The organism is Mesorhizobium sp. USDA 4132, from assembly GCF_056279545.1.
In genome coordinates, this window is sequence record NZ_JBWCCP010000001.1 from 3,216,729 (window position 1) to 3,236,487 (window position 19,759).

At 61.3% G+C, this 19,759-nt stretch carries 26 protein-coding genes and 1 pseudogene; 10 read left to right on the plus strand and 17 right to left on the minus strand.

Annotated features, from left to right (window positions below):
- Positions 1-576: a transglycosylase SLT domain-containing protein gene (locus ACZ9IU_RS16455; protein WP_038544669.1), complete on the plus strand. Its 576-nt coding sequence runs from the start codon at positions 1-3 to the stop codon at positions 574-576.
- Positions 577-584: 8 nt separating this feature from the next.
- Here the strand turns inward: ACZ9IU_RS16455 and ACZ9IU_RS16460 are convergent.
- The 7 genes and pseudogenes from ACZ9IU_RS16460 to ACZ9IU_RS16490 all read right to left on the minus strand — a co-directional run bounded on the left by ACZ9IU_RS16460 (position 585) and on the right by ACZ9IU_RS16490 (position 6,882).
- Positions 585-1,014, minus strand: a pseudogene (locus tag ACZ9IU_RS16460) (L,D-transpeptidase).
- 222 nt (positions 1,015-1,236) lie between these two features.
- Entirely contained in the window at positions 1,237-1,629 is a 393-nt protein-coding gene (locus ACZ9IU_RS16465) for a RidA family protein (RefSeq protein WP_038544673.1), read from the minus strand.
- Entirely contained in the window at positions 1,619-3,046 is a 1,428-nt protein-coding gene (locus ACZ9IU_RS16470; protein WP_038544675.1) for an aldehyde dehydrogenase family protein, read from the minus strand. Before ACZ9IU_RS16470 ends, ACZ9IU_RS16465 begins: the two co-directional genes overlap by 11 nt.
- 286 nt (positions 3,047-3,332) lie before the next feature.
- Positions 3,333-4,874, minus strand: coding sequence for a DHA2 family efflux MFS transporter permease subunit (locus ACZ9IU_RS16475; protein ID WP_038544677.1), 1,542 nt, complete (start codon positions 4,872-4,874; stop codon positions 3,333-3,335).
- Between the two features lie 6 nt (positions 4,875-4,880).
- On the minus strand, positions 4,881-6,038 hold the full coding sequence (locus ACZ9IU_RS16480; RefSeq protein ID WP_038544679.1) for an HlyD family secretion protein: 1,158 nt from the start codon (positions 6,036-6,038) through the stop codon (positions 4,881-4,883).
- The gene (locus tag ACZ9IU_RS16485) at positions 6,031-6,534 is read right to left on the minus strand and encodes a MarR family winged helix-turn-helix transcriptional regulator (RefSeq protein WP_244447430.1); all 504 of its coding nucleotides are present in this window, start codon (positions 6,532-6,534) and stop codon (positions 6,031-6,033) included. The genes ACZ9IU_RS16480 and ACZ9IU_RS16485 overlap by 8 nt, the downstream gene beginning before the upstream one ends.
- Before the next feature lie 60 nt (positions 6,535-6,594).
- Positions 6,595-6,882 carry a hypothetical protein gene (locus ACZ9IU_RS16490; protein WP_157885159.1) on the minus strand — a complete coding sequence of 96 codons (288 nt, stop codon included), beginning with the start codon at positions 6,880-6,882 and terminating at the stop codon, positions 6,595-6,597.
- A 54-nt stretch (positions 6,883-6,936) separates the two neighbouring features.
- On the opposite strand from ACZ9IU_RS16490, the gene ACZ9IU_RS16495 reads away from it, so the two are divergent.
- Complete coding sequence (locus ACZ9IU_RS16495; RefSeq protein WP_051899790.1) at positions 6,937-7,854, plus strand: DUF4344 domain-containing metallopeptidase; 918 nt, start codon at positions 6,937-6,939, stop codon at positions 7,852-7,854.
- Between the two features lie 70 nt (positions 7,855-7,924).
- Here the strand turns inward: ACZ9IU_RS16495 and ACZ9IU_RS16500 are convergent, their stop codons facing one another.
- The 4 genes from ACZ9IU_RS16500 to galE all read right to left on the minus strand — a co-directional run bounded on the left by ACZ9IU_RS16500 (position 7,925) and on the right by galE (position 11,333).
- Positions 7,925-8,539 (minus strand): alpha/beta hydrolase, encoded by a 615-nt coding sequence (locus ACZ9IU_RS16500; protein ID WP_038544681.1) that lies wholly within the window; start codon positions 8,537-8,539, stop codon positions 7,925-7,927.
- A gap of 24 nt (positions 8,540-8,563) precedes the next feature.
- Positions 8,564-9,496, minus strand: coding sequence for a VOC family protein (locus ACZ9IU_RS16505; RefSeq protein ID WP_038544683.1), 933 nt, complete (start codon positions 9,494-9,496; stop codon positions 8,564-8,566).
- 149 nt (positions 9,497-9,645) lie between these two features.
- Positions 9,646-10,332 carry a uracil-DNA glycosylase gene (gene ung, locus ACZ9IU_RS16510; RefSeq protein WP_038544685.1) on the minus strand — a complete coding sequence of 229 codons (687 nt, stop codon included), beginning with the start codon at positions 10,330-10,332 and terminating at the stop codon, positions 9,646-9,648.
- Between the two features lie 11 nt (positions 10,333-10,343).
- Positions 10,344-11,333: a UDP-glucose 4-epimerase GalE gene (galE, locus tag ACZ9IU_RS16515; RefSeq protein WP_038544687.1), complete on the minus strand. Its 990-nt coding sequence runs from the start codon at positions 11,331-11,333 to the stop codon at positions 10,344-10,346.
- Positions 11,334-11,449: 116 nt separating this feature from the next.
- Here galE and ACZ9IU_RS16520 point away from each other — a divergent pair, with 116 nt between their 5' ends.
- Genes ACZ9IU_RS16520 through ACZ9IU_RS16530 form a run of 3 tightly spaced genes read left to right on the plus strand, consistent with a single transcriptional unit; the run spans position 11,450 to position 12,499 of the window.
- Complete coding sequence (locus ACZ9IU_RS16520; protein ID WP_038544690.1) at positions 11,450-11,809, plus strand: type II toxin-antitoxin system RelE/ParE family toxin; 360 nt, start codon at positions 11,450-11,452, stop codon at positions 11,807-11,809.
- On the plus strand, positions 11,799-12,122 hold the full coding sequence (locus ACZ9IU_RS16525) for a helix-turn-helix domain-containing protein (RefSeq protein ID WP_038544692.1): 324 nt from the start codon (positions 11,799-11,801) through the stop codon (positions 12,120-12,122). Before ACZ9IU_RS16520 ends, ACZ9IU_RS16525 begins: the two co-directional genes overlap by 11 nt.
- A 20-nt stretch (positions 12,123-12,142) precedes the next feature.
- Positions 12,143-12,499: a YbaN family protein gene (locus tag ACZ9IU_RS16530; RefSeq protein WP_038544694.1), complete on the plus strand. Its 357-nt coding sequence runs from the start codon at positions 12,143-12,145 to the stop codon at positions 12,497-12,499.
- Positions 12,500-12,510: 11 nt separating this feature from the next.
- Here ACZ9IU_RS16530 and ACZ9IU_RS16535 read toward each other — a convergent pair whose 3' ends face one another.
- The 3 genes from ACZ9IU_RS16535 to ACZ9IU_RS16545 are packed head-to-tail and all read right to left on the minus strand — an operon-like array spanning position 12,511 to position 15,262.
- Entirely contained in the window at positions 12,511-13,293 is a 783-nt protein-coding gene (locus tag ACZ9IU_RS16535; RefSeq protein WP_038544696.1) for a heme ABC transporter ATP-binding protein, read from the minus strand.
- Positions 13,290-14,378 (minus strand): FecCD family ABC transporter permease, encoded by a 1,089-nt coding sequence (locus ACZ9IU_RS16540; protein ID WP_051899791.1) that lies wholly within the window; start codon positions 14,376-14,378, stop codon positions 13,290-13,292. Before ACZ9IU_RS16540 ends, ACZ9IU_RS16535 begins: the two co-directional genes overlap by 4 nt.
- On the minus strand, positions 14,378-15,262 hold the full coding sequence (locus tag ACZ9IU_RS16545; protein ID WP_038544698.1) for a heme/hemin ABC transporter substrate-binding protein: 885 nt from the start codon (positions 15,260-15,262) through the stop codon (positions 14,378-14,380). The genes ACZ9IU_RS16540 and ACZ9IU_RS16545 overlap by 1 nt, the downstream gene beginning before the upstream one ends.
- Before the next feature lie 163 nt (positions 15,263-15,425).
- Between ACZ9IU_RS16545 and hmuQ the strand changes: the two genes are divergently transcribed.
- Positions 15,426-15,773 (plus strand): heme-degrading protein HmuQ, encoded by a 348-nt coding sequence (gene hmuQ / locus ACZ9IU_RS16550; protein ID WP_037076909.1) that lies wholly within the window; start codon positions 15,426-15,428, stop codon positions 15,771-15,773.
- Positions 15,774-15,780: 7 nt separating this feature from the next.
- On the plus strand, positions 15,781-16,299 hold the full coding sequence (gene hutX, locus ACZ9IU_RS16555; protein WP_038544700.1) for a heme utilization cystosolic carrier protein HutX: 519 nt from the start codon (positions 15,781-15,783) through the stop codon (positions 16,297-16,299).
- A gap of 312 nt (positions 16,300-16,611) precedes the next feature.
- On the opposite strand, the gene ACZ9IU_RS16560 is transcribed toward hutX, so the two are convergent.
- Both ACZ9IU_RS16560 and ACZ9IU_RS16565 read right to left on the minus strand, forming a co-directional pair.
- The gene (locus tag ACZ9IU_RS16560; RefSeq protein WP_038544702.1) at positions 16,612-16,857 is read right to left on the minus strand and encodes a hypothetical protein; all 246 of its coding nucleotides are present in this window, start codon (positions 16,855-16,857) and stop codon (positions 16,612-16,614) included.
- Positions 16,858-16,970: 113 nt separating this feature from the next.
- Positions 16,971-17,159, minus strand: coding sequence for a DUF3008 family protein (locus ACZ9IU_RS16565; protein ID WP_038544703.1), 189 nt, complete (start codon positions 17,157-17,159; stop codon positions 16,971-16,973).
- Between the two features lie 156 nt (positions 17,160-17,315).
- Between ACZ9IU_RS16565 and ACZ9IU_RS16570 the strand changes: the two genes are divergently transcribed.
- The 3 genes from ACZ9IU_RS16570 (at position 17,316) to ACZ9IU_RS16580 (ending at position 19,331) form a co-directional block, all read left to right on the plus strand.
- The gene (locus ACZ9IU_RS16570) at positions 17,316-17,576 is read left to right on the plus strand and encodes a hypothetical protein (RefSeq protein ID WP_157885160.1); all 261 of its coding nucleotides are present in this window, start codon (positions 17,316-17,318) and stop codon (positions 17,574-17,576) included.
- A 166-nt stretch (positions 17,577-17,742) separates the two neighbouring features.
- Positions 17,743-18,537 (plus strand): nucleotidyltransferase family protein, encoded by a 795-nt coding sequence (locus tag ACZ9IU_RS16575; RefSeq protein ID WP_038549547.1) that lies wholly within the window; start codon positions 17,743-17,745, stop codon positions 18,535-18,537.
- A gap of 107 nt (positions 18,538-18,644) precedes the next feature.
- Complete coding sequence (locus ACZ9IU_RS16580) at positions 18,645-19,331, plus strand: metallophosphoesterase family protein (RefSeq protein ID WP_038549548.1); 687 nt, start codon at positions 18,645-18,647, stop codon at positions 19,329-19,331.
- A gap of 56 nt (positions 19,332-19,387) precedes the next feature.
- Here ACZ9IU_RS16580 and ACZ9IU_RS16585 read toward each other — a convergent pair whose 3' ends face one another.
- Complete coding sequence (locus ACZ9IU_RS16585; RefSeq protein ID WP_038544707.1) at positions 19,388-19,738, minus strand: DUF4087 domain-containing protein; 351 nt, start codon at positions 19,736-19,738, stop codon at positions 19,388-19,390.
- Positions 19,739-19,759 lie beyond the last annotated feature (21 nt).

Here is a 19,759-nt window from a genome sequence, read left to right on the forward strand (position 1 = left end):
ATGCGTATTGCGTTTTTCATCGCCCTCCTGACCGTGTCCCTGTCTGCCTGCGCGTCTGCGCCGAGTAGGGTCACCAATGCCTGCGCGATCTTCGAGCAGCGCGACGGGCTGTTCAACAACTGGGCGCGCGACGCCAAGAAGGCCGAGCGGGAATTCGGCGTGCCCGTGCCGATCCTGATGGCGACGATCTATGTGGAATCGGGCTTCCAGCCCTATGCCCGGCCGCCGCGCACCAAACTGCTCGGCTTCATCCCATGGACGCGCGCCTCGACAGCTTATGGTTACGCCCAGGCGCTCGACGGCACCTGGCTGACCTACAAGCAGGATACTGGCCGCTGGAGCGCCAGCCGCACCGATTTCGGCGATGCTGTCCATTTCGTCGGCTGGTATCACAACCGAAGCCATCTCAAGAACGGCATTCCGCTCACCGACAGCTACAATCTCTACCTCGCCTACTACACCGGCCAGGCAGGATATGCGCGCGGCGAATTCGGCAACGGGGTCAAGCAGACCGCGCAGAAATCCGCCGGCATGGCTGCCAAATACGAAGCGCAGCTGAGGAGCTGCGGCTACTGAGCCGTAACTCAGCGGCTGACGACGATGCGCGTGTTCGACAGACCGTATTGGCTGGTGAGCGTGAAGAATGTCGCTGCATTTTCGGGATGCAGGCGGATGCAGCCATGCGAGGCCGGGCGGCCGAGCCGCCTTGTCTCGAAGGTGGCGTGAACGGCATAACCGCCGTTATAGAACACCGCAAACGGCATCGGCGCGTTATCGTATTTGCGCGAACGATGGTTCCTGGACAACGACTTGGCGCCCCAGTTTCCTGTCGGGCGTCGAATAGCCTGGCCGAGCGGTCGAGACCTTCCATTCGTAAACCACGACGCCGTCACGCTCGACAGTCATGGTCTGCGACGACAGGCTGACACTGGCAACGAGACCTGCGGAAAAGGCAGCGGGCGCGAGAAATTGCGCAGACAGAAGTGCTAAGGCACCCATTACAATAGGACGCATGGAAAAACCCCCGAATAACCTTGATCAGAACCCCACGGCTCACTGATAGCCCAATCAGCTCAAGGAATATTTAAAGAGTGGCCGCGATTTTTCCGCAAATGAAAAAATGCAGAACTTTGCTTCGCAATAGAAACAATCACGTGATCAATAAAAAATAAATCAGCCTCGCCCGACCATGCTCGGCGTCAAAGATATAACGCCTTTATTTATTTGAAGGCAGCGTCAGAACACCTTCGCCGCCGTCACTTCCACTTCCACCAGGAATTCGGCCCGGGTAAAGCCGCCGACGACGATCAGCGTCGAGGCCGGTTTCGGGTCGAGCGTATAGCGGTCGCGCACCGCCATATAGGCCGGAAAATCCTCCCGGCTGGTGACGAAGCCGGAAATGCGGATGACGTCCGTATAGGTCATGCCCGCCTCTTCGAGGATGGCGCCGATCGCCTTGAAGCAAAGTTCGGCTTGGCCCGCCACATCCGGCGGGATCTTGTCCTCGGGCGAAATGCCGAGTTGGCCGGAGGTAACCAGCAGGCTGGCACCGGGCGGCACCAGCAGGCCGTGATTGTAGCCGCCGAACGGCTTGCGGACGGAGGAAGGATTGAAGGTCTTAAACGCCATACCCAACGATACCCTTGATTTCGAGGAAGTCGTGAATGGCCCAATCGGCATATTCGCGGCCGTTGCCGGATTGCTTGAAGCCGCCGAAGGGCGCGAAGAGATCCCATTCGGGATAATTGATGAACACCGAACCGGCGCGTAGGCGCGCCGCCACCCGGCGGGCATGAACGAGGTCGCCGGACTGGACATAGGCGGCAAGCCCATAGGGCGTGTCGTTGGCGATCTCGATCGCCTGCTCTTCTGTCTCATAAGGGAGGATCGACAGGACCGGCCCGAAGATCTCCTCTCGCGCGATGGTCATGTCGTTGCTGACGTTTCCGAACACGGTCGGGCGGATATAATAGCCGCGGTTGAGGTTTTCCGGCCGGCCGGGGCCGCCGGTGACCAGCGTCGCACCTTCCGCGATGCCCGCCTCGATCAGCCGCTGGATCTTGTCGAACTGGATCCTGCTGACCACCGGGCCGAGATCGATGCCATCGGCGCGCGGATCGCCGGTCTTCAGTTTCTCGGCCGCAGCCTTGGCAATTTGAAGCGCCTCGTCATGGCGTTTGGCCGGCACCAGCATGCGGGTCGGCGCATCGCAGGATTGGCCGGAATTTCCAAAGCAGGTGGTCACGCCGTCCGCCACCGCCTTTTCGAATTCCGCATCGGACAGGATGATGTTGGGGGACTTGCCGCCGAGTTCCTGCGCCACCCGCTTCACAGTATCGGCGGCGGTCTTGGCGACGATCACGCCGGCGCGGGTGGAGCCGGTGAAGGACACCATGTCGACATCCGGATGGCCGGCCATCACTTGGCCCACGTCCGGTCCGGTGCCGTTGACGAGGTTGAAGACGCCCTTCGGCGCACCCGCTGCCTCCATCACTTCTGCAAAGATGATGCCGCTGATCGGCGCGATCTCGGAGGGTTTGAGCACCATGGTGCAGCCGGCGGCGATCGCCGGTGCCACCTTGCAGACGATCTGGTTGAGCGGCCAGTTCCACGGCGTGATCAGAGCGCAAACGCCGATCGGCTCTTTCACGATGGTCGTCGTACCGCGCGTCTCCCTGAATTCGTAGGCTTCGAACGCCTCGATCGTCGCCTTGAGATGCCCCTGCCCGGCAGCGGCCTGCGCGTCCCTCGCAAAGCCGATCGGCGCACCCATTTCCTGGGAAACGGCTTGCGCGATATCCTCGTAACGCTTTTCGTATTCGGCAAGGATCCGGCGGAGCAACGCCAGCCGCTCCTCCTTCGACCATTGTGAGAAGGCCGGGAAAGCAGCCTTGGCCGCAGCAACGGCCTTGTCCACATCCGCCTTGGAGCCGAGCGCGATGCGCGTATAGGCCTCTTCGGTGGATGGGTCGATGACATCCAGAGCAACCGGAATGGCCGGCTCGACCCAGACACCGTCGATGAAGAATTTCAGGTGGTTACTCATGGGAGACCTCCGGGCAGCCAGAAACGTGATCGAGCCACTATCGGCCATCGTTATTTGCCTCGCAAGCCCGAAGGAGGTGTTTGCATGTGGAGCTTTGCCCCTCATCCGGCTGCCGCCACCTTCTCCCCGTATGGACGGGGAGAAGAGATATGCCGCACCACCTTGCCCAGCCGAAACCCCGATCCAGAGGGACGGGGATCACGCGGCTTGCGTCCTTCTCCCCGTCAGAACGGGGAGAAGGTGGCGGCAGCCGGATGAGGGGCAATTCCATGCCCCGGAAGGCCGATTATTCCATCGCCACGCTGTGATCCACAGCCGGTGCCTTGGCCGGCTTGCGCAGCACGAACAGCAGCGGCATCACCGCAAGCGACATGATCATCAGCAGCTTGAAATCATCCACATAGGCGATGATCGTCGACTGCAGCGTGATGATGCTGTCGAGTGCGCTGGCGCCGGCAACCGTCGTCGGGTCCAGGCCCGCCGCAGCCTTTGCGTGGAAGGCGTGGTTGAACGGCGTCACGTAGCTGACGATGTCCGCATGATTGCGCTGGACATTTTCCACCAGCAGCGCCGAGACGACGGCGATGCCAACGCTGGAGCCGATATTACGCGACAGATTGTAGAGACCGGTCCCGTCGCCGCGCATATGCGCCGGCAAGGTCGCGAACGCGATCGTCGTCAGCGGCACGAACAGGAAGCCGAGGCCCGCACCCTGGATGAAACCGACATAGACGATCGTCCACTGCGAGACGTCAGGCGTCCAGCCCATCATGTCATACATCGCCCAGGCGGTGATCGCGAGGCCAAGGAAGATCAGGATGCGCGTATCCACCTTGCCGATCAGCCGTCCGACCAAGAACATGCACACCATCGTGCCGAGACCGCGCGGCCCCATGACGATGCCGGCGGTAATCACCGGATAGCCCATCAGCGATTGCAGGTACGGCGTCATCAGGGCGAGCGAGGCGAGATAGGTCACCCCGATCACGAAGATGAAGATCATGCTGACGGTAAAGTTCTGGTCGAGGAAAAGGCGCGGATTGATGAACGACTTTTCTGCCGTGAACGTGTGGACGAGCAGCAGGTAGAAGGCTGCCGCGCAAACCATGGCTTCGACGACGATCTCGCTCGAGGAGAACCAGTCGAGCTGCTGGCCGCGGTCGAGGAAGAGCTGCAGCGACGCGATAGCGAGACTGAGCATGCCGAAGCCGAACCAGTCGAGCTTCGCCTGCGCGTCGATCTTGGTCTCCTTGACGAAGACGCTGATGCCCATGAAGGCCAGGATGCCGATCGGCACGTTGATATAGAACACCCAGCGCCAGCTGATATTGTCAGTCAGCCAGCCTCCGATGACCGGGCCGAGCACGGGGCCTACCATGACCGAGACGCCGAACAGCGCCATCGCCGAACCGCGCTCCTCGACGGAATAGATGTCGAGCAGGATGCCCTGCGACAGCGGCACGAGCGCTGCGCCGAAAAAGCCCTGCAGCAGGCGGAAACCGACGATCTGCGGCAGCGACTGGGCCAACCCGCAAAGCACGGAGGCGGCGACGAAGCCGAAGATGGCGACGAGCAGCACGCGCTTGCGGCCGAACTTGGCGGCCAGGAAGCCGGACGGCGGCGTCATGATTGCCGCGGCGACGATATAGGAGGTCAGCACCCAGTTGATCTGGTCGGCGGAAGCCGAAACGCTGCCTTGGATATAGGGCAGCGCGACGTTGGCGATCGTCGTATCGAGCGCCTGCATGATGACGGCCAGAATGACGCAGGCGGTGATCGCACCACGATTGGCGACCACCGACGCTGCCGATGAAACGACGTTGCTCATGATCGTTTACTCGTGCGCGTAGGCGGTCGACTGGTTGAGGAGCTTCTGGGCGAATTCCGGCAGGCCGCGCTTGTGGCCGGTATCGACATCGACCACCGTGCTCATGCCGGCGCGAAGCGGCGGCTTGCCGGCCGTGTCATCGATCGTCACGCGCATCGGAATGCGCTGCACGACCTTGACCCAGTTGCCGGACGTGTTCTGCGCCGGGAGCAACGCGAAACTGGAGCCGGAGGCGGGGCTGACGCTCGCGACCTTGCCCGTCCACTGGACACCCGGATAGGTATCGACGCTGATCGTCACCGGCTGGCCGGGCTTGATATAGGTAAGCTCGGTTTCCTTCGGATTGGCGGCGATCCACATGTTCCTGGTCGAGACCAGCGAGAAGCCCTGCTGAGCGGCTTCGAGATAGCTGCCGACCTGCAGCGCGCTGACATTGGTGACGATGCCGTCGAACGGCGCCCGCGCGACCGTGTTGTTCAACTGGCGTTGCGCATCGTCGACCGCGGCCTGGGCTTCGAGATAGAGCGGGTTCTGTTCGATGGGTTGGTCGGCATTGCCGCCGAGCTGGGCAAGCGTCGCATCGGCCTGCGCCTTGGCGACCGCCACCTTCTGGTGGGCGGCGTCGAGATTGTGCTTGGCGTCATCCAATGCCGTCTGCGAGGCGGCCGAACCGGAGATCAGCCGTTCCTGACGTTCGACAACGGTCTGGAAATAAGGAATGTCGGCTTCCGCCTGAGCGATCTGTGCGAGCGATTCACGGTAGGAGGCCTGCAGGTTGAGGAGCTGGTTGCGTGCGGCCCCGAGCTTTGCCTTGGCCCCGTCAAGCGCGATGCGGAAACTGTCCGGCTTCAGCGTGAAGAGAACCTGGCCCTGGCTGACCTCCTGGTTCTCGTGCACGTCGACGGACGCCACGGTGCCGGCGACATCGGTCGTTACGCCGATCATGTCCGCCTGGAGATAGGCGTTGTCGGTCGACAGGATCTGGCCGCCTTCGACGTAATAATAACCGCCGATGACCAGCGCGATCGGCAGTAGCGCGAAGAGCACCGGGCGCTTGAGGCTCCGTCGCTTGCGCGCCCTGCTGTGTTCGGCGGCTGCCGGAGCGGGTGTTTCGAGAACGGTGACGTTGCTGTCTTCGGACGAACGGGCGGTGGTCTCAGTCATGGGAGGACTTCTTTTGAGCTTTGTCGGCCGGCGCGCGGCAGGCCGTAACGAGGTTGGATTTCATGTGTTCGAGTATTTCAAGGAGACGGGCGCGGTCGGCGTCCGAAATGTTCTCGAGCGCATCCTGGCGCGTCGCATCTCCAAGTTCGCGGCCGTCGTCGATTAGAGCCCTCGATTTTTCGGTCGTGTAGAGCAATGTGATCCGCCGGTCGGTCTCATGCGGGCGTCGCTCGATGAGGCCGCGTTCCGCAAGGTTGTCGAGCACCCGCATCACCGAGATCGGCGAAATTTCCAGAAGCTCGGCAAGCGCCTTCTGGTGAATGCCTTCGCAGCGGGAGAGATAGACAATCGTCTGCCACTGGGCGCGCGTCAGGCCGATATGCTTCGCGCGCTGCTCGAAGCGCTTTCGAAACAGGCGTGCGACGTCATTAAAAAGAAAGCCGAGAGTCGGGTTGTTGTTTGGCATGGCAAATACTAGTGCGCTGATGATAAGCATGTATATATTCTGAGGTCGATTGACAACCAAGAACCCTGCGACGTTCTGTCGCCGTCGGCATCACAGTTTCGTGCGCGGATCGCCTCGCTGCCTGCTGTAGGGCAAACTTGATTTTCCGGACATGTGGAAGCTTTCGGCGATCTCGCTATAGGCCGGCAAATCAATTGCGGGACGATCCCGCTGCCACATTAGGAGTTCGCTCACCAATGAAAGCGAGGGAATTCTAACAAACCTTAAATGTTCGCGAAGGCTGTCGAAATACATCGGCAACAATACTGCTTCATCCAACCTTAAAAGCTCGGCGTTATAGAATAAATCAGCCTCGCGACGACCGGCAAATCTCCGCATCGCTTGGATCGCGGACGCGACAGATCAACATCGATTTCAGAAAGCACCGGCCCGATGCGACGCAGCCTTCTCCCTCTCGCCCTTATCGGGCTGCTTGCGCTGCCGATGCCCGGCGCTCAGGCGGCAGCACTCACCGACGACCTTCAAGGGCTTTCCAAGCAGCAGGTCGAGGACAGTGTCGAGTTCGCATTCGGCAATGCGCTGTTTTTTCTGTTCCATGAAGCCGGACATATGCTGGTTTCGGAATTCAACCTGCCGGTTCTTGGCCGCGAGGAAGATGCCGTCGACACGCTCTCCACGCTGCTCCTGTTGGAAGCGGATGGCGATGTTTTCGATACGGCGCTGACCGACTCCGTCGACGGCTGGACGTTATCCGCCGAGGCCAGCGAGGCGGCTGAAGAGGAGCAGGCCCTGTGGGATGTCCACGCACTCGACCGCCAGCGCGCCTTCAGCATGGTCTGCATGATGGTCGGCAAGGATGCGGAGAAGTTCAAGGAATCAGCCGATAACCTGGAATTTCCGGAGGAGCGCCGCAAGCAGTGCGTCGGCGAATATCAGAAAGCCCGTGACAGCTGGTTCGATGTCCTGAAACCGCATCAGCAGGCCGACGGACAGAACAACAAGTTCACGATCACCTACAAGAAGCCGAACAACAAGGAGCTCCAGGATTATGCGGACCTAACGAAGACGGCGAAGGTTCTGGATATCCTGGCCGAGCTTCTTTCCGGGCTCTACAAACTCGATGACGGCATCAAGCTGACGGCCGCCGAATGCGGCGAGTCGAATGCTTACTGGTCGCCAAGCGAACGGGAAGTGACCTACTGCTACGAGTTGATGCAATTGCACACGCAAACGGTTGCCAACTATTTCCGCAACGGCGAGAAGAGCAGCGACGACGAAGCGGAGGAGAAGACCTCCGAGGCAAAGCCGGCCCCGACAAGAGTATTCGGAACGGCGACTGCCCGCCAATAGAAAAGCCGGCAAAACTTGAGATCAAAATGCCCGGCTCTCAATCGAGGAGCCGGGCGTTTTCATTTTGGCGTCAAGCGCCGTAGGGCGCGAAGAACTTTTTGGCGGCCTCGATCTCGTTGGGACGGATCTCATGCCCGCCGCCATGCCATTCCAGCGTCACCGTGTCGCCCTGCGTCTTGAAGTAGTCCGCAAGGTCGGTAGTCTGGGCCACGGAGGCGATCGGATCATGCTGGCCGGCGGTGATCAGCACACGGCTCTGAAGCTTGCCCTTGCGGTCCTTTGGCGCGAACGGGATCAGCGGATGCATCAGCACGCCCGCGTCGAACAGGCCGGGCTTCTCGATCATGATATTGGCGAGAATGTTCGCACCGTTCGAAAACCCGAGGCCGAGCACGGTCGAGGAACCGTAACGTTCGCGGTTGGCGGCGACGAATTCGCTCATCCGCTCGGTCGCCCGGGCGAGATCCTCGCAATCATAGACACCTTCAGCCTTGCGGCGGAAGAAACGCGCCGCGCCGTGTTCGGAAATGTCGCCGCGCGGCGAGATTACGGTGGCTTCCGGCAGTAGCCGTCCGCCGAAATCGAAGAACTGGTTTTCGTCACCGCCTGTGCCGTGAAAGACGAACAGGATCGGCGCTCCGGGTGCACCGGCGCGCGCCCGGTGCACATAACTGTCGTAACTCATGATGGTCTCCTTGGACGTGCCTGATTAGGCGTCCAGCGGTTCGAGATGTTGTTCGAGCGTTGCCCGCAGATGTGCATGCTGTGCGGGCAGCTTCAGGGCTTCGCCGAGATGGGCGGTATCTTCGTCCCGATCGAAGCCGGGTTCGTTGGTGGCGATTTCGAACAGCACGCCGCCCGGCGTGCGGAAATAGATCGCCCAGAAGTAATCGCGGTCGATGACCGGGGTGACCTGGTAGCCGGTATCCATCAGCGCCTTGCGGACTTCGAGCTGCTTTGCGCGGTTCTCGACCGCAAAGGCGATGTGATGGACCGAGCCGGCACCGAGATTGGCGCGGGCAATGTTCGGCATGGTTTCGATGTCGATGACATCGGCGCCGTTGCCGCCCGGCATGATCAGGCGGGTCACGCCATCCTTGGCGTCGGCTTGGCTGTAGCCCATGAATTTCAGGAGCTCGGCGGTAGCACCCTCATCGCGAAGACGAAGCGAAGCGGAATGGAAGCCGCGGATCGCATGATCTTCGGTAATGCCGTTGCCGACGAACTGCTTGCGGGCATCGTCCCTGACTTCAACGAGCGCGAACCCGTCGCCGTCAGGGCCGGCGAAATGCAGGCGGTTTTCACCGAAGGCGCTATCGGCCTTGATGCCTTCCGCACCGGCTTTCGTCAGGCGGTCGGTCCAGAAACCGAACGAACCTTCAGGAACCGAGAAGAGTGTCGTTCCGACTTCGCCGGTGCCCTGACGGCCGCGGGCGATATGCGGGAACGGGAAATAGGTCATGACAGAGCCGGGAGAACCGACTTCGTCGCCGTAGTAGAGATGGTAGACATCCGGAGCGTCGAAGTTGACGGTCTTCTTGACCCGGCGAAGGCCGAGCGTGTCGGTGAAGAACTTGTTGTTGGTGCTGGCGCTTGCCGCCATCGACGTGACGTGGTGGAGGCCTTTGATCTGGTCGAGCATTTTAAACCCCTTTTCTGCGGACCGCCTGTGCGGCCTGCTGTTCTGGGGTAAAGATGGTGGAAGGACCGGGGATTGGATAGACGCGACGATCCGAACGCATTGTTCACTCTGCGTAGACGATCTTCGGTTAATCGTTCACAGAACTAGACTTATTCCGGCAGGCGCCAATCGACCGGATCCTTGCCGATCGACTGCAGATAGGCATTCGCCTTGGAAAACGGCCGCGAGCCCAGAAAGCCGTTATGCGCAGAAAGCGGCGACGGATGGGCCGACTTGATCACCAGATGGCGCTGCTGATCGACGAAGGCCGCCTTCTTCTGGGCATAGGAGCCCCACAGGATAAAGACGACACCGTCGCACTCGTCGTTGACCGCCCGGATCACCGCATCCGTGAACCGTTCCCAGCCCTTGCCCTGATGGGCCGCCGCCCTGCCCTCCTCGACCGTCAGCACGCTGTTGAGCAGCAGGACGCCCTGCTCCGCCCAATGTTCGAGGCATCCGTGCCTGGCCGGTGGAATGCCGAGATCCGTCTCCATCTCCTTGTAGATGTTGACGAGCGACGGCGGGACGCGCACGCCCGGACGAACGCTGAAGCAAAGCCCATGCGCCTGGCCGAAGCCGTGATAGGGATCCTGGCCGAGGATCACCACCTTCACCTCGTCAAGCGGCGTCAGGTCGAGTGCCCGGAAATATTCCGAGCCTTTTGGAAAGATACGTTTGCCCGCTTCCTTTTCTGCAACCAGGAAGCGGCGCAATTCGCTCATATAGGGATTGGAAAACTCAGGCCCGAGCGCATGTTTCCAGCTTTCCTCGAGCTTGACCTCGCCTTCCGCCATGTCTTGGCCCTTCAGATCACATGATGGTTGGAACGGGAATGCCAGTCCCAGGCGGAACGGATGATATCGCTCAGGCTGTATTTCGGCTCCCAGCCGAGAACCGCCCGCGCCTTGTCGTTATTGGCGACCAGCGATGTGGAATCACCTTCGCGCCGGCCGGTATATTCCACCGGGAACGGTTTTCCGGAAACCGCCGAGATCGCCGCCAGCAGTTCCTTCACCGTCGTACCGGTGCCGGTGCCGAGATTGAGTTCGACCGTTTCGCCACCGGCGAGAAGGTAGTCGACTGCCCGGACGTGCGCGTCGGCCAGATCGAGCACGTGGATATAGTCGCGCACGCAAGTGCCGTCGCGGGTGTCGTAATCGTCGCCGAACACCTTGAAACCCTGGCGACGGCCAAGCGCCGCCTCGATGGCGAGCGGGATTGCGTGGGTCTCCGGTGTGTGCCACTCGCCGACCCGGCCCTCGAAATCGGCGCCGGCCGCATTGAAATAGCGCAGCATGACCGACTTCAGGTCCTTATAGGTGCCGTAGTCCTTCAGCGCCTGCTCGACGATGAATTTGGTACGCCCGTACGGATTGATCGGCGCCTGTTTGTGGGTCTCGTCCATCGGCACGCGATCCGGCAGGCCGTAAGTGGCGCAGGTGGAGGAAAACACGAAGGCTTTCACACCCGCATCGATCGCCGCTGACAGCAGCGTCAGCGCGCCGATCACGTTGTTGTCGTAGAAGGCCACCGGGTTCTTGACCGATTCCCCCACCTCGATCAGCGCCGCGAAATGCAGCACGGCGTCCGGCTTGTGTTTGGCAAACACTTCATCGAGCCGGGCGCGGTCACGGATATCGCCCTGTTCCAGCTCACCCCAGCGCACGAATTCCGCATGCCCATTGGAGAGATTGTCGAAGACAACAGGCTGATAACCTCGCTCGGCGAGCACCAGGCACGTATGGGAGCCGATATAGCCAGCCCCGCCGACCACGAGTACTTTTTTCCCTGACATCATTTCCCCTGCGGTTATTGAAGCCGGCGGCACTATAACCGGCGGCGATCGAAAAGCCAGCACTTGACCACAACAAGCCACATTGAAAAATATAGCACCTGGTGCTATATTCAACTATGCTTGGTCGGGTATTCAAAACGGCATGGTTTGCCAAGGCGGCAAAGAAAGCCCGGATATCGGACCGCGAGCTTTGCAAAGCCATTGCTCAGGTTGCCTCGGGTCAGGCGGATGACCTCGGCGGCGGCGTTTTCAAGAAGCGCCTCAACGACAACCGGCATCGGTCCATCATTCTGGCGAAAGCGGCCGAGTTCTGGGTCTATGCCTATCTGTTCGCCAAACAGGATCAGGCCAATATCGACGATGACGAACTGGCGGCGTTCCGCAAACTGGCCGAACTTTATCGAAAGAAGACGCCCGGTGGTTTCGATGCGGAACTGAAAAGCGGCGCACTGGTGGAGATTTGCAATGGCAACTAACCGGAAATTTAAGAGCGATGCTTTCGAGGCGATCCATAACGCCGTGGAAGGCATGTACGAAGCAGGTACGATCGACAAGGAAACAATGCGGACCTTTGACGAGACCTGCCTTTCGGTACCGGTGGAACTTGGACCTGAGGAGATCAAGGCCTTGCGGGAGGGCAATCACGTCAGCCAGCCGGTCTTTGCCCGTTATCTAAACACCAGCGAATCGACCGTGCAGAAGTGGGAGACCGGCGCCAAGCGCCCCAGTGGGGCCGCGCTGAAACTTCTGGACATCGTGCGCAAACATGGTCTTCAGATGTTGGCCTAATTTTTCATTTAAGAGTTTTCATGCGTCTCCTTTTTCTCGCCCTCGGCTGGCTGTTCGTCGCAATCGGCATTGTCGGGGCTTTCCTGCCTGTCCTGCCCACCACTCCGTTTCTGCTGCTGGCAGTCGCCTGTTTTGCCCGCTCCTCGCCGCGGCTGGAGGCATGGTTGCTTGAGCATCCGAAATTCGGGCCGTCGCTCAGGAACTGGCGGGAAAAGGGTGCGATCGCGCGGAAGGCGAAGATCGCAGCGATCTCGCTGATGGCGGTGAGCTACGCGGTGTTCTGGTTCGGCACCTCGCCGCCGTTGTGGCGGGCGGCGCTGGTGGCCGCGGTCATGCTCGGCTCGGCGACCTTCATCGTCACCCGCCCGGACACCTGACCATCCAATCGTCAGCGGTGTCGCGACTGCGGCAATACGTAGGGGATGTGGGCAGCCGGCAGGCGGCCGACGGCACCGGTTATTCCATAGACGCTGGCGATGATCTCGTCGTTCACCGTTTCCGCGCAGGCGCCTTCCGCCACCACCCGGCCGTGGTTCAGCACCACGAGATGGTCGGCGAACTCGGCAGCCAGGTTGAGGTCGTGCAGGATGGCGAGCACGATGCCGCCGGCATTGGCGAAGTCGCGGGCGATTTCCAGCACCGAGATCTGGTGCCCGAGGTCAAGGCTGGCGGTCGGCTCGTCGAGGAACAGCGCCCGCGGCACGCCGTCAGTGATCGGCTGCGGCACCTGCGCAAGGGCGCGCGCGAACTGCACCCGCTGCTGCTCGCCACCCGACAGCGACGGATAGGGCCGGCTTTCGAAACCGCGCAGCCCCACGCGAGACAAGGCCAGGCGCGCCTGCTCGGTCGGATTGAGCGCCCCTTGCGCCACCGCGCCCATGCGGACGATTTCGAGCGCTGTGAACGGAAATGCAAGCTGCGTCGCCTGCGGCAGCACCGCCCGGCGCTTGGCAAGCTCGACCGGCTGGCAGAGATCGACGCTGGTGCCGTGATAGCTGACGAAGCCGATATCGGGTTTCATCTCGCCGGAGATCACCTTCATAAGCGTCGATTTTCCGGCGCCGTTCGGGCCTATGACGACGGTGAATCGGCCCGGCTCGAGATCGATGCCGACATTGTCGAGCAGTTTACGGCCCGAGCGGGCGACGGTGACGTGCTCGGCGGAAATCATGGCATGTCCCTCATGTTGACGCCGTTTTTACCCAGCAACAGGAAGAGGAAGACCGGCGCGCCGAACAGGGCGGTGATGACGCCAATCGGCAGTTCCGCCGGAGCAGCCACCGTGCGGGCAACGGCATCGGCCAGAAGCAGGAGCGCGCCGCCGCCGAGCGCCGAACCCGGCAGCAGGAAGCGATGCGACGGCCCCATGACGAGGCGCAGCAGATGCGGCACGACAATGCCGACGAAACCGATCGACCCGGCAACCGCAACGGTCGAGCCGCAGGCGGCGGCGACCGCGACGATGACGATCTTCTTCAGCCGCTGCACCGGTATTCCCATGTGGAAGGCGGCCGCATCGCCGAGCACCAGTGCGTCGAGCCCGCGCGCCACGAAGGGCATGATGAGCATCACCGCGCCGATGAAAGGCAGAATGGACAACACCCGGCCGAACGTCGCGCCGCCGAGCGAACCGAGGCTCCAGAAAGTGATGTCGCGCAGCTGCCGGTCGTCGGCCATGACGATCATCAGGCCCATCAGCGCTGCCGAAAGCGCACCGATCGCAATGCCGGACAGGATCAGAGCCGTCGTCGACGTCCGCCCGTCGCGGGTGGCGATGAGATAGAGCGCCCAAGTGTTGAAGAGACCGCCGAAGAAGGCCATCAGCGGCAGGAACTGGTTGCCGAGCAGCATGGCGACCGGCGCCAGAATGCCGTTGCCGAGCACGATCGCCGCAACCGCGGCAAGTCCCGCGCCAGAAGTCACCCCGACGATGCCGGGATCGGCAAGCGGATTGCGGAACAGGCCCTGCATCATCGCGCCGGAGACGGCAAGCCCGGCGCCGACCAGCAGGCCGAGCGCGGTGCGCGGCAGGCGGACCGCTTCGAGGATCACCCGTTCCTGTGTAGACAGGCTGGCGCTGTTACCGGTCGCATAGGTCCAGAGATCGCGCAGGCCGACGCCGGTCGGGCCGATACCGAGCGAAAGCAGGCACGCGGCAAACAGCATAACCGCCAGGAGAAGAAGCATGACGACGCCCTGGCGGGTCCGGTCTCCATCCTCCGCCGGCCGGAACGGCATCGCCAGCGCCTTCATCATCAGTTGATCGCCCCGGGATAGATCCGGGCGGCGAGCGCGCGGGCAGCGTCCGGGGTGCGCGGGCCGAAACCGAGCAGCAGCAGGCCGTCCATGGTGACCAGCGCCTTGTTGGCGGCAGCCGGCGTCGTCTGCATCGACGGCATCGCAAAAACCTGTTCCGGCGTCATGACGTGATCGCCGCGCGACATGGCGAGCACGACATCCGGCTTGGCCGCGATCACGGCTTCGTCGGCGAGCGGCTTGTAGCCGTTGATCGTCGGCGCGGCATTGATACCGCCGGCCATTTCGATCACCGCACCCGCTTCCGTATCGGCACCGCCGGCCATGACGCGGTTATTGGTGAGCGACAGCACGAACAGGACCTTCTTTTTCGGACCGGGAATCTGGGCGACGTCGGCTGCAAGTTTCTTCAGCCCCTCTTCCGTCTTCACGGCAAGCGCCTCGGCCTTGTCGGAAAGCCCGACTGCCGCTCCCACGTCGCGGATCTTCCTGCCGATCGCATCCGCCTTCGGCGGTGTCGGGATGACCACCATCGGCACTTCGCTGGCTTTGAGAATTTCGATGACCGGCGGCGGGCCGGAATCCTGCTCCATCAGGATCAGATCCGGCTTCTGGCCGAGAATGCCTTCCGCAGACAAGGCGCGCATGTAACCGACATCCGGCTTGGAGTTGGCCGCATCCGGATAGAAGCTCGTCGAGTCCCGTGCTACGATCCGGTCCTCGGCGCCAAGCGCATAGAGAATCTCGGTGATCGTGCCGCCGATGGAAACGATCCGCTTGGCCTCCAGATTGCCCTTGTCGGATGCAGCCGCGACGCCCGCGACGAGACCGGTGCCCAGGAGGACGGCTGTGAAAAGCCCCCTCAAGGTGAAGGAAGACCCCATGATACCCTGCTCCTTGTCTGCTCAAATCGAGGCGCAATATGCCTCGGGTCCGCCTGGCCGGCGGATATAACTTGAGTTGACTACGCAAGTTTTTTAGGCTTTTCAAGGGGACCGGCCGCAGATATCTTGAGCCGAAAGTGAAACTTTAAGTGAGGGACTATCCATGTACATCGCCATGAACCGATTCCGCGTCGTGCCGGGTTATGAAGAGGCGTTCGAAGCCATCTGGCGCGGCCGCCAGGGCCGCCTCGCGGAGCTGCCCGGTTACGTGGAGTTCCACATGCTCAAGGGCCCGAAGGCGGAGGATCACACCCTTTATGCATCCCATACCGTGTGGGAAACCTTCGAGGACTTCCAGGCCTGGACGAAGTCGGAACAGTTCCGCGCGGCGCACGCGAATGCCGGCAACAACCGCGGCAAGGTGGAATATCTTTCCGGTCCGCATTTCGAAGGTTTCGAAGTGATCATCCACGAAGACAAGAACGGCGTGCGCGCCGACGCTGCTGCCTGAGGTCCTGATGAACGCCGTTTCCGAAATCAGCCCGGACCGTCGCCAACGGGCTCTCACCGCTCTGGCGGAGAAGCCCGACGGCGTCGTCGAGGCGATCGCCGCCAATGCCGACGTGACGCCCGCCGAGATCCTCGAAATCCTGCCGAAAGGCGCGGCGATCATCGCCGACAAGGAGAGGTTCGCCGACATCTGGGCCGAGATGAGCACCTGGGGCGAAGTCCTGTTCATCGTCCATACCGAAGACATCGTGCTGGAGGCCGAAGGCACCCTGCCGATGGGTTCGGAAGGCCATGGATGGTTCAACATCCACGGCGACAGCCCGATCGGCGGTCACATCAAGAAGGATAACTGCGCCGCCGTGACCTTCGTCGATCGTGCCTTCCACGGCCGTCGCTCCTGCTCGGTCTGGTTCATGAATGCCAAGGGTTCGGCGATGTTCAAGGTCTTCGTGAAGCGGGATGCCGCACGCGAACTGATCGCCGAGCAGCTTCAGAAGTTCGAAGCACTGCGCGACAGCTACGCCTGAGCAGTGGCCGTTCCGTGAGTTTTGGTGATTCGGGCGAAAAATAACTGTTCGAATCACTTTTCAGCGGAACCTTTCCTTTTCTCGTGCATTTGCAGCGTCATGGCAGGCCTTGCGAAGCAGGCTGGCGGCTGCGTTACCATCGTTTCAGCCCGTACCGCCCTTGAGGTGATTGTCATTGAATGAGGCGCCGCCGCGCCATAGGCGGACCGATTGCTTGGCCAAGGCAGAGAAGAGCGATCCTTAGCGGCGCGGCGCGCCTCATCGACTTTTCCAGCCTCATCGAGGCTTGCTCATCGAGACTTGAAAGACGCGCTAGAGAGCCGGCACCCATTTCCAGAAAACGCCTTCCATCCGCTCCGGATAATATTTGAACTCGCATTCGAAGCGGCGGCCGTAGGCTTCCGCCGCCTTCAAGGCTGCCTCGCTCACGGGGTTCATGCCCGTTCCAGGCGCAAACCAGTCTTCCATCAGGTCGTCCGGAATATAGACGCCGATCCTCAGCGGCAGGGCGGTCAGCGTCTTGTCGAGTTCTTCAGGCGGTATGGTTTCAGACGGCATGACTTTTCCTCCTCCACGAAAAGACGAACGTCCCAAAGAACGTCCGTCTTTCCGCGAAGTTCCGGTCTCGGACCGGCAGCCCGATCTGGCGTCTCGGCAAATCGGGTATCTCGTCAGTGATGGGCGGCGTGGTCGGGCTTGCCCTTGCGCTTGGTCGAGGCGAAATCTTCAAGCTGCTTTTCGCTCATGGATTTCTCCATGCCCTTCGAAGCGCCCTTGAGTTCGCTCTTCTTCATATCGCCGCGTTTGGCCGCAAGCGCTGCGCCGGCTGCCTTCTGCTGTGCTTTGGATTTCGCTGGCATGTCTGCCTCCTGAAGTTTGCACGCTTAATCAACAGTCAGCCGCGGCTTTGGTTCCCGCCTAGGCCACCGGCGGAACCTGTTGCGTTGCCAACGGTTGAGAGATGAGCCCGGATGGATGTCTGGAATGGCTCGACATCAGAGAAAGGAACCATCGCCATGGACGCCAAACGCCCAGCTGCCGACAGCGGCAAGACCCCAGCCGACGACAACAAGACCAATGATGCGCTCCAGGAGCAATTGGACGACGAACAACTGGACACCACCAACCCGGAAGCGCTGAAGGAAGCCGCAAGGCTCGGCGGCAGCGACGCCTATCTGGTCGAGAGCGATCTTGAGGACCGGGACGGGCGCGAAGACGGCGACCAGCCGGACGGCCGCGCCAGCCCTATGGCGAATGCCGATAATCCCGAACGCTGAAGCGTCACGACAGTCGCAAAATGACCGAAAACGGAACCTCCGGGCATGCCCGGGTGTTCCTCTGCGCGAAGCCACATTTCGGAGATCCGTAATGAATGCTGAAGCGAATGCCGCGCAGAACCTGCCGAGGGAGAAGGCTACCCATCCGGTCGACACCATGCCGGGAATGGAGGTGAAGGCTGCGCCGACGCTTGCCGACGCGGATTCCGAAGCCTTTGTCGCCGAGGCGGTCGAGGATCTGGCCAAGTGCCATATCCCGTTCCTGCTGGCCGGCACGTTCGCCATCAGTGCCTATACGGGCATCACCCGTCAGACGAAGGATCTCGACATCTTCTGCAAGGCCGGCGACTACGCCCGCATCCTCGCCCATTTCAAGGACAAGGGTTATCATATCGAGGTCGAGGACGACCGCTGGCTCGGCAAGGTGAAGAAGGGCCGGCACTTCTTCGACGTCATCTTCGCCGCCTCGAACGGCACGATGCCGATCAGCGACGCGTGGTTTGAAAACGCCCGCCAGATCGAGATGAACGGCCACAAGGTGCGCATCATCGCGCCGACCGAACTCATCTGGTCGAAATGTTTCGTGCAGCTCCGCCACCGCTATGACGGCGGCGACATCGTCCATATGATCCTGCGCGCTCATGACCAGATCGATTGGGAACGGCTGCTGAGCCATATGGAAGTGCATTGGGAAGTGCTGCTGATCCACCTCCTGAACTTCCGCTGGATCTACCCGACCGAGCGCGACAAGGTGCCCGACTGGCTTCTGGACGAACTGCTCGACCGCCTGAAGGCGCAGCGCGAACTGCCGCTGCCGCAGATGAAGATCTGCCGCGGTCGCATGTTCAGCCGGGTGGATTTCGAGATCGACGTCAAGGAATGGGGTTTTGCAGACGTCGGCGGCGAAGGCGACCTTCGCGACGGCGTCGAAGAGGAAATGGCCGAAGGAGGCTTAGCGTGAGCAAAGCAACCGACGCGAAGAGCGTCACCGTCCAGACGGAAACAAAAAAGGCTGACAGCGACAAGGCATCGACGAAGAAGGCGAACGGCAAGCAGCGGATCGCAGCGATGGGCGACCTGCACATCAAGGAGCACGGTTCGGCGTCCTACAGGGAGTTGTTCAGCGAAATCTCGCAGGCTGCCGATATCCTGGTACTGACCGGCGACCTGACCGATCTCGGCAAACCGAAGGAGGCGGAAATACTGGCCGCCGATCTGCGCTCCTGCTCGATCCCGATCGTCGGCGTGCTCGGCAATCATGATTACGAATGCGGCTGCGTCGAGGAGGTCACCCATATCCTGAAGGATGCCGGCATCCACCTGCTGGAAGGCCAGGCCGTCGAGATCAATGGCGTCGGCTTTGCAGGCGCCAAGGGTTTCGCCGGCGGTTTCGGCCGCCACATGCTCGGCTCGTTCGGCGAGCCTGCCATTAAGGCCATGGTCACCGAAAGCGTCGAGGAAACCATGCGGCTCGAAAACGCGTTGCGCCAGGTTCGCTCGGAACGGGCCATGGTCATTCTGCACTACGCGCCGATCCGCGAGACCGTGATCGGTGAGCCGGAGGAGATTTATCCGTTTCTCGGCTCGTCGCGCCTTGCGGAAACCATCGACCGTTTTCCAGTCTCTGCAGTGGTCCACGGCCATGCCCATCGAGGCACTTACGAGGGCAAGACGCCCGGCGGCGCCCCCGTCTACAATGTCGCCTCGCATATCGAGAAGCCGACCGGCAAACCGTATGCGCTGCTCGAGCTTTAGGCCACTATCGCGACCAAACTCCTCTTGACAGGACACCGGGCGGGAGGCCTAATTGTTCATCGAGGCTCGCTGAGTGCCGGATCGCGTCGGCATTTTGAAAGGGGTAGCTGGCGGGTGGAGTAAATCTCCCGGACGATTTCGTCCTTGCCAGTCGAAACGTTCATGCAAAAGCAGGCGTAGCCATGGCTGTAGTTTATGGTCACATGCTCGCCTTCAGCCATGTCCTTGATTTTGTCCATGCCTTTGGCTTCGTAGCCGCCCTGAAGCATGATTAGCCATTCATTCTGGGCATCGATCAGCGTCCAGTTGCGCGGCGTCGGATTGACCAGCCAGCCGCAACGCGTTTCGGCAAGCGCCGCCGCCGGCACAAGCAAGCATGAAAAGCATATCGCAAATAGTTTCTTCATCATCGCCTCCCGTTCAACACA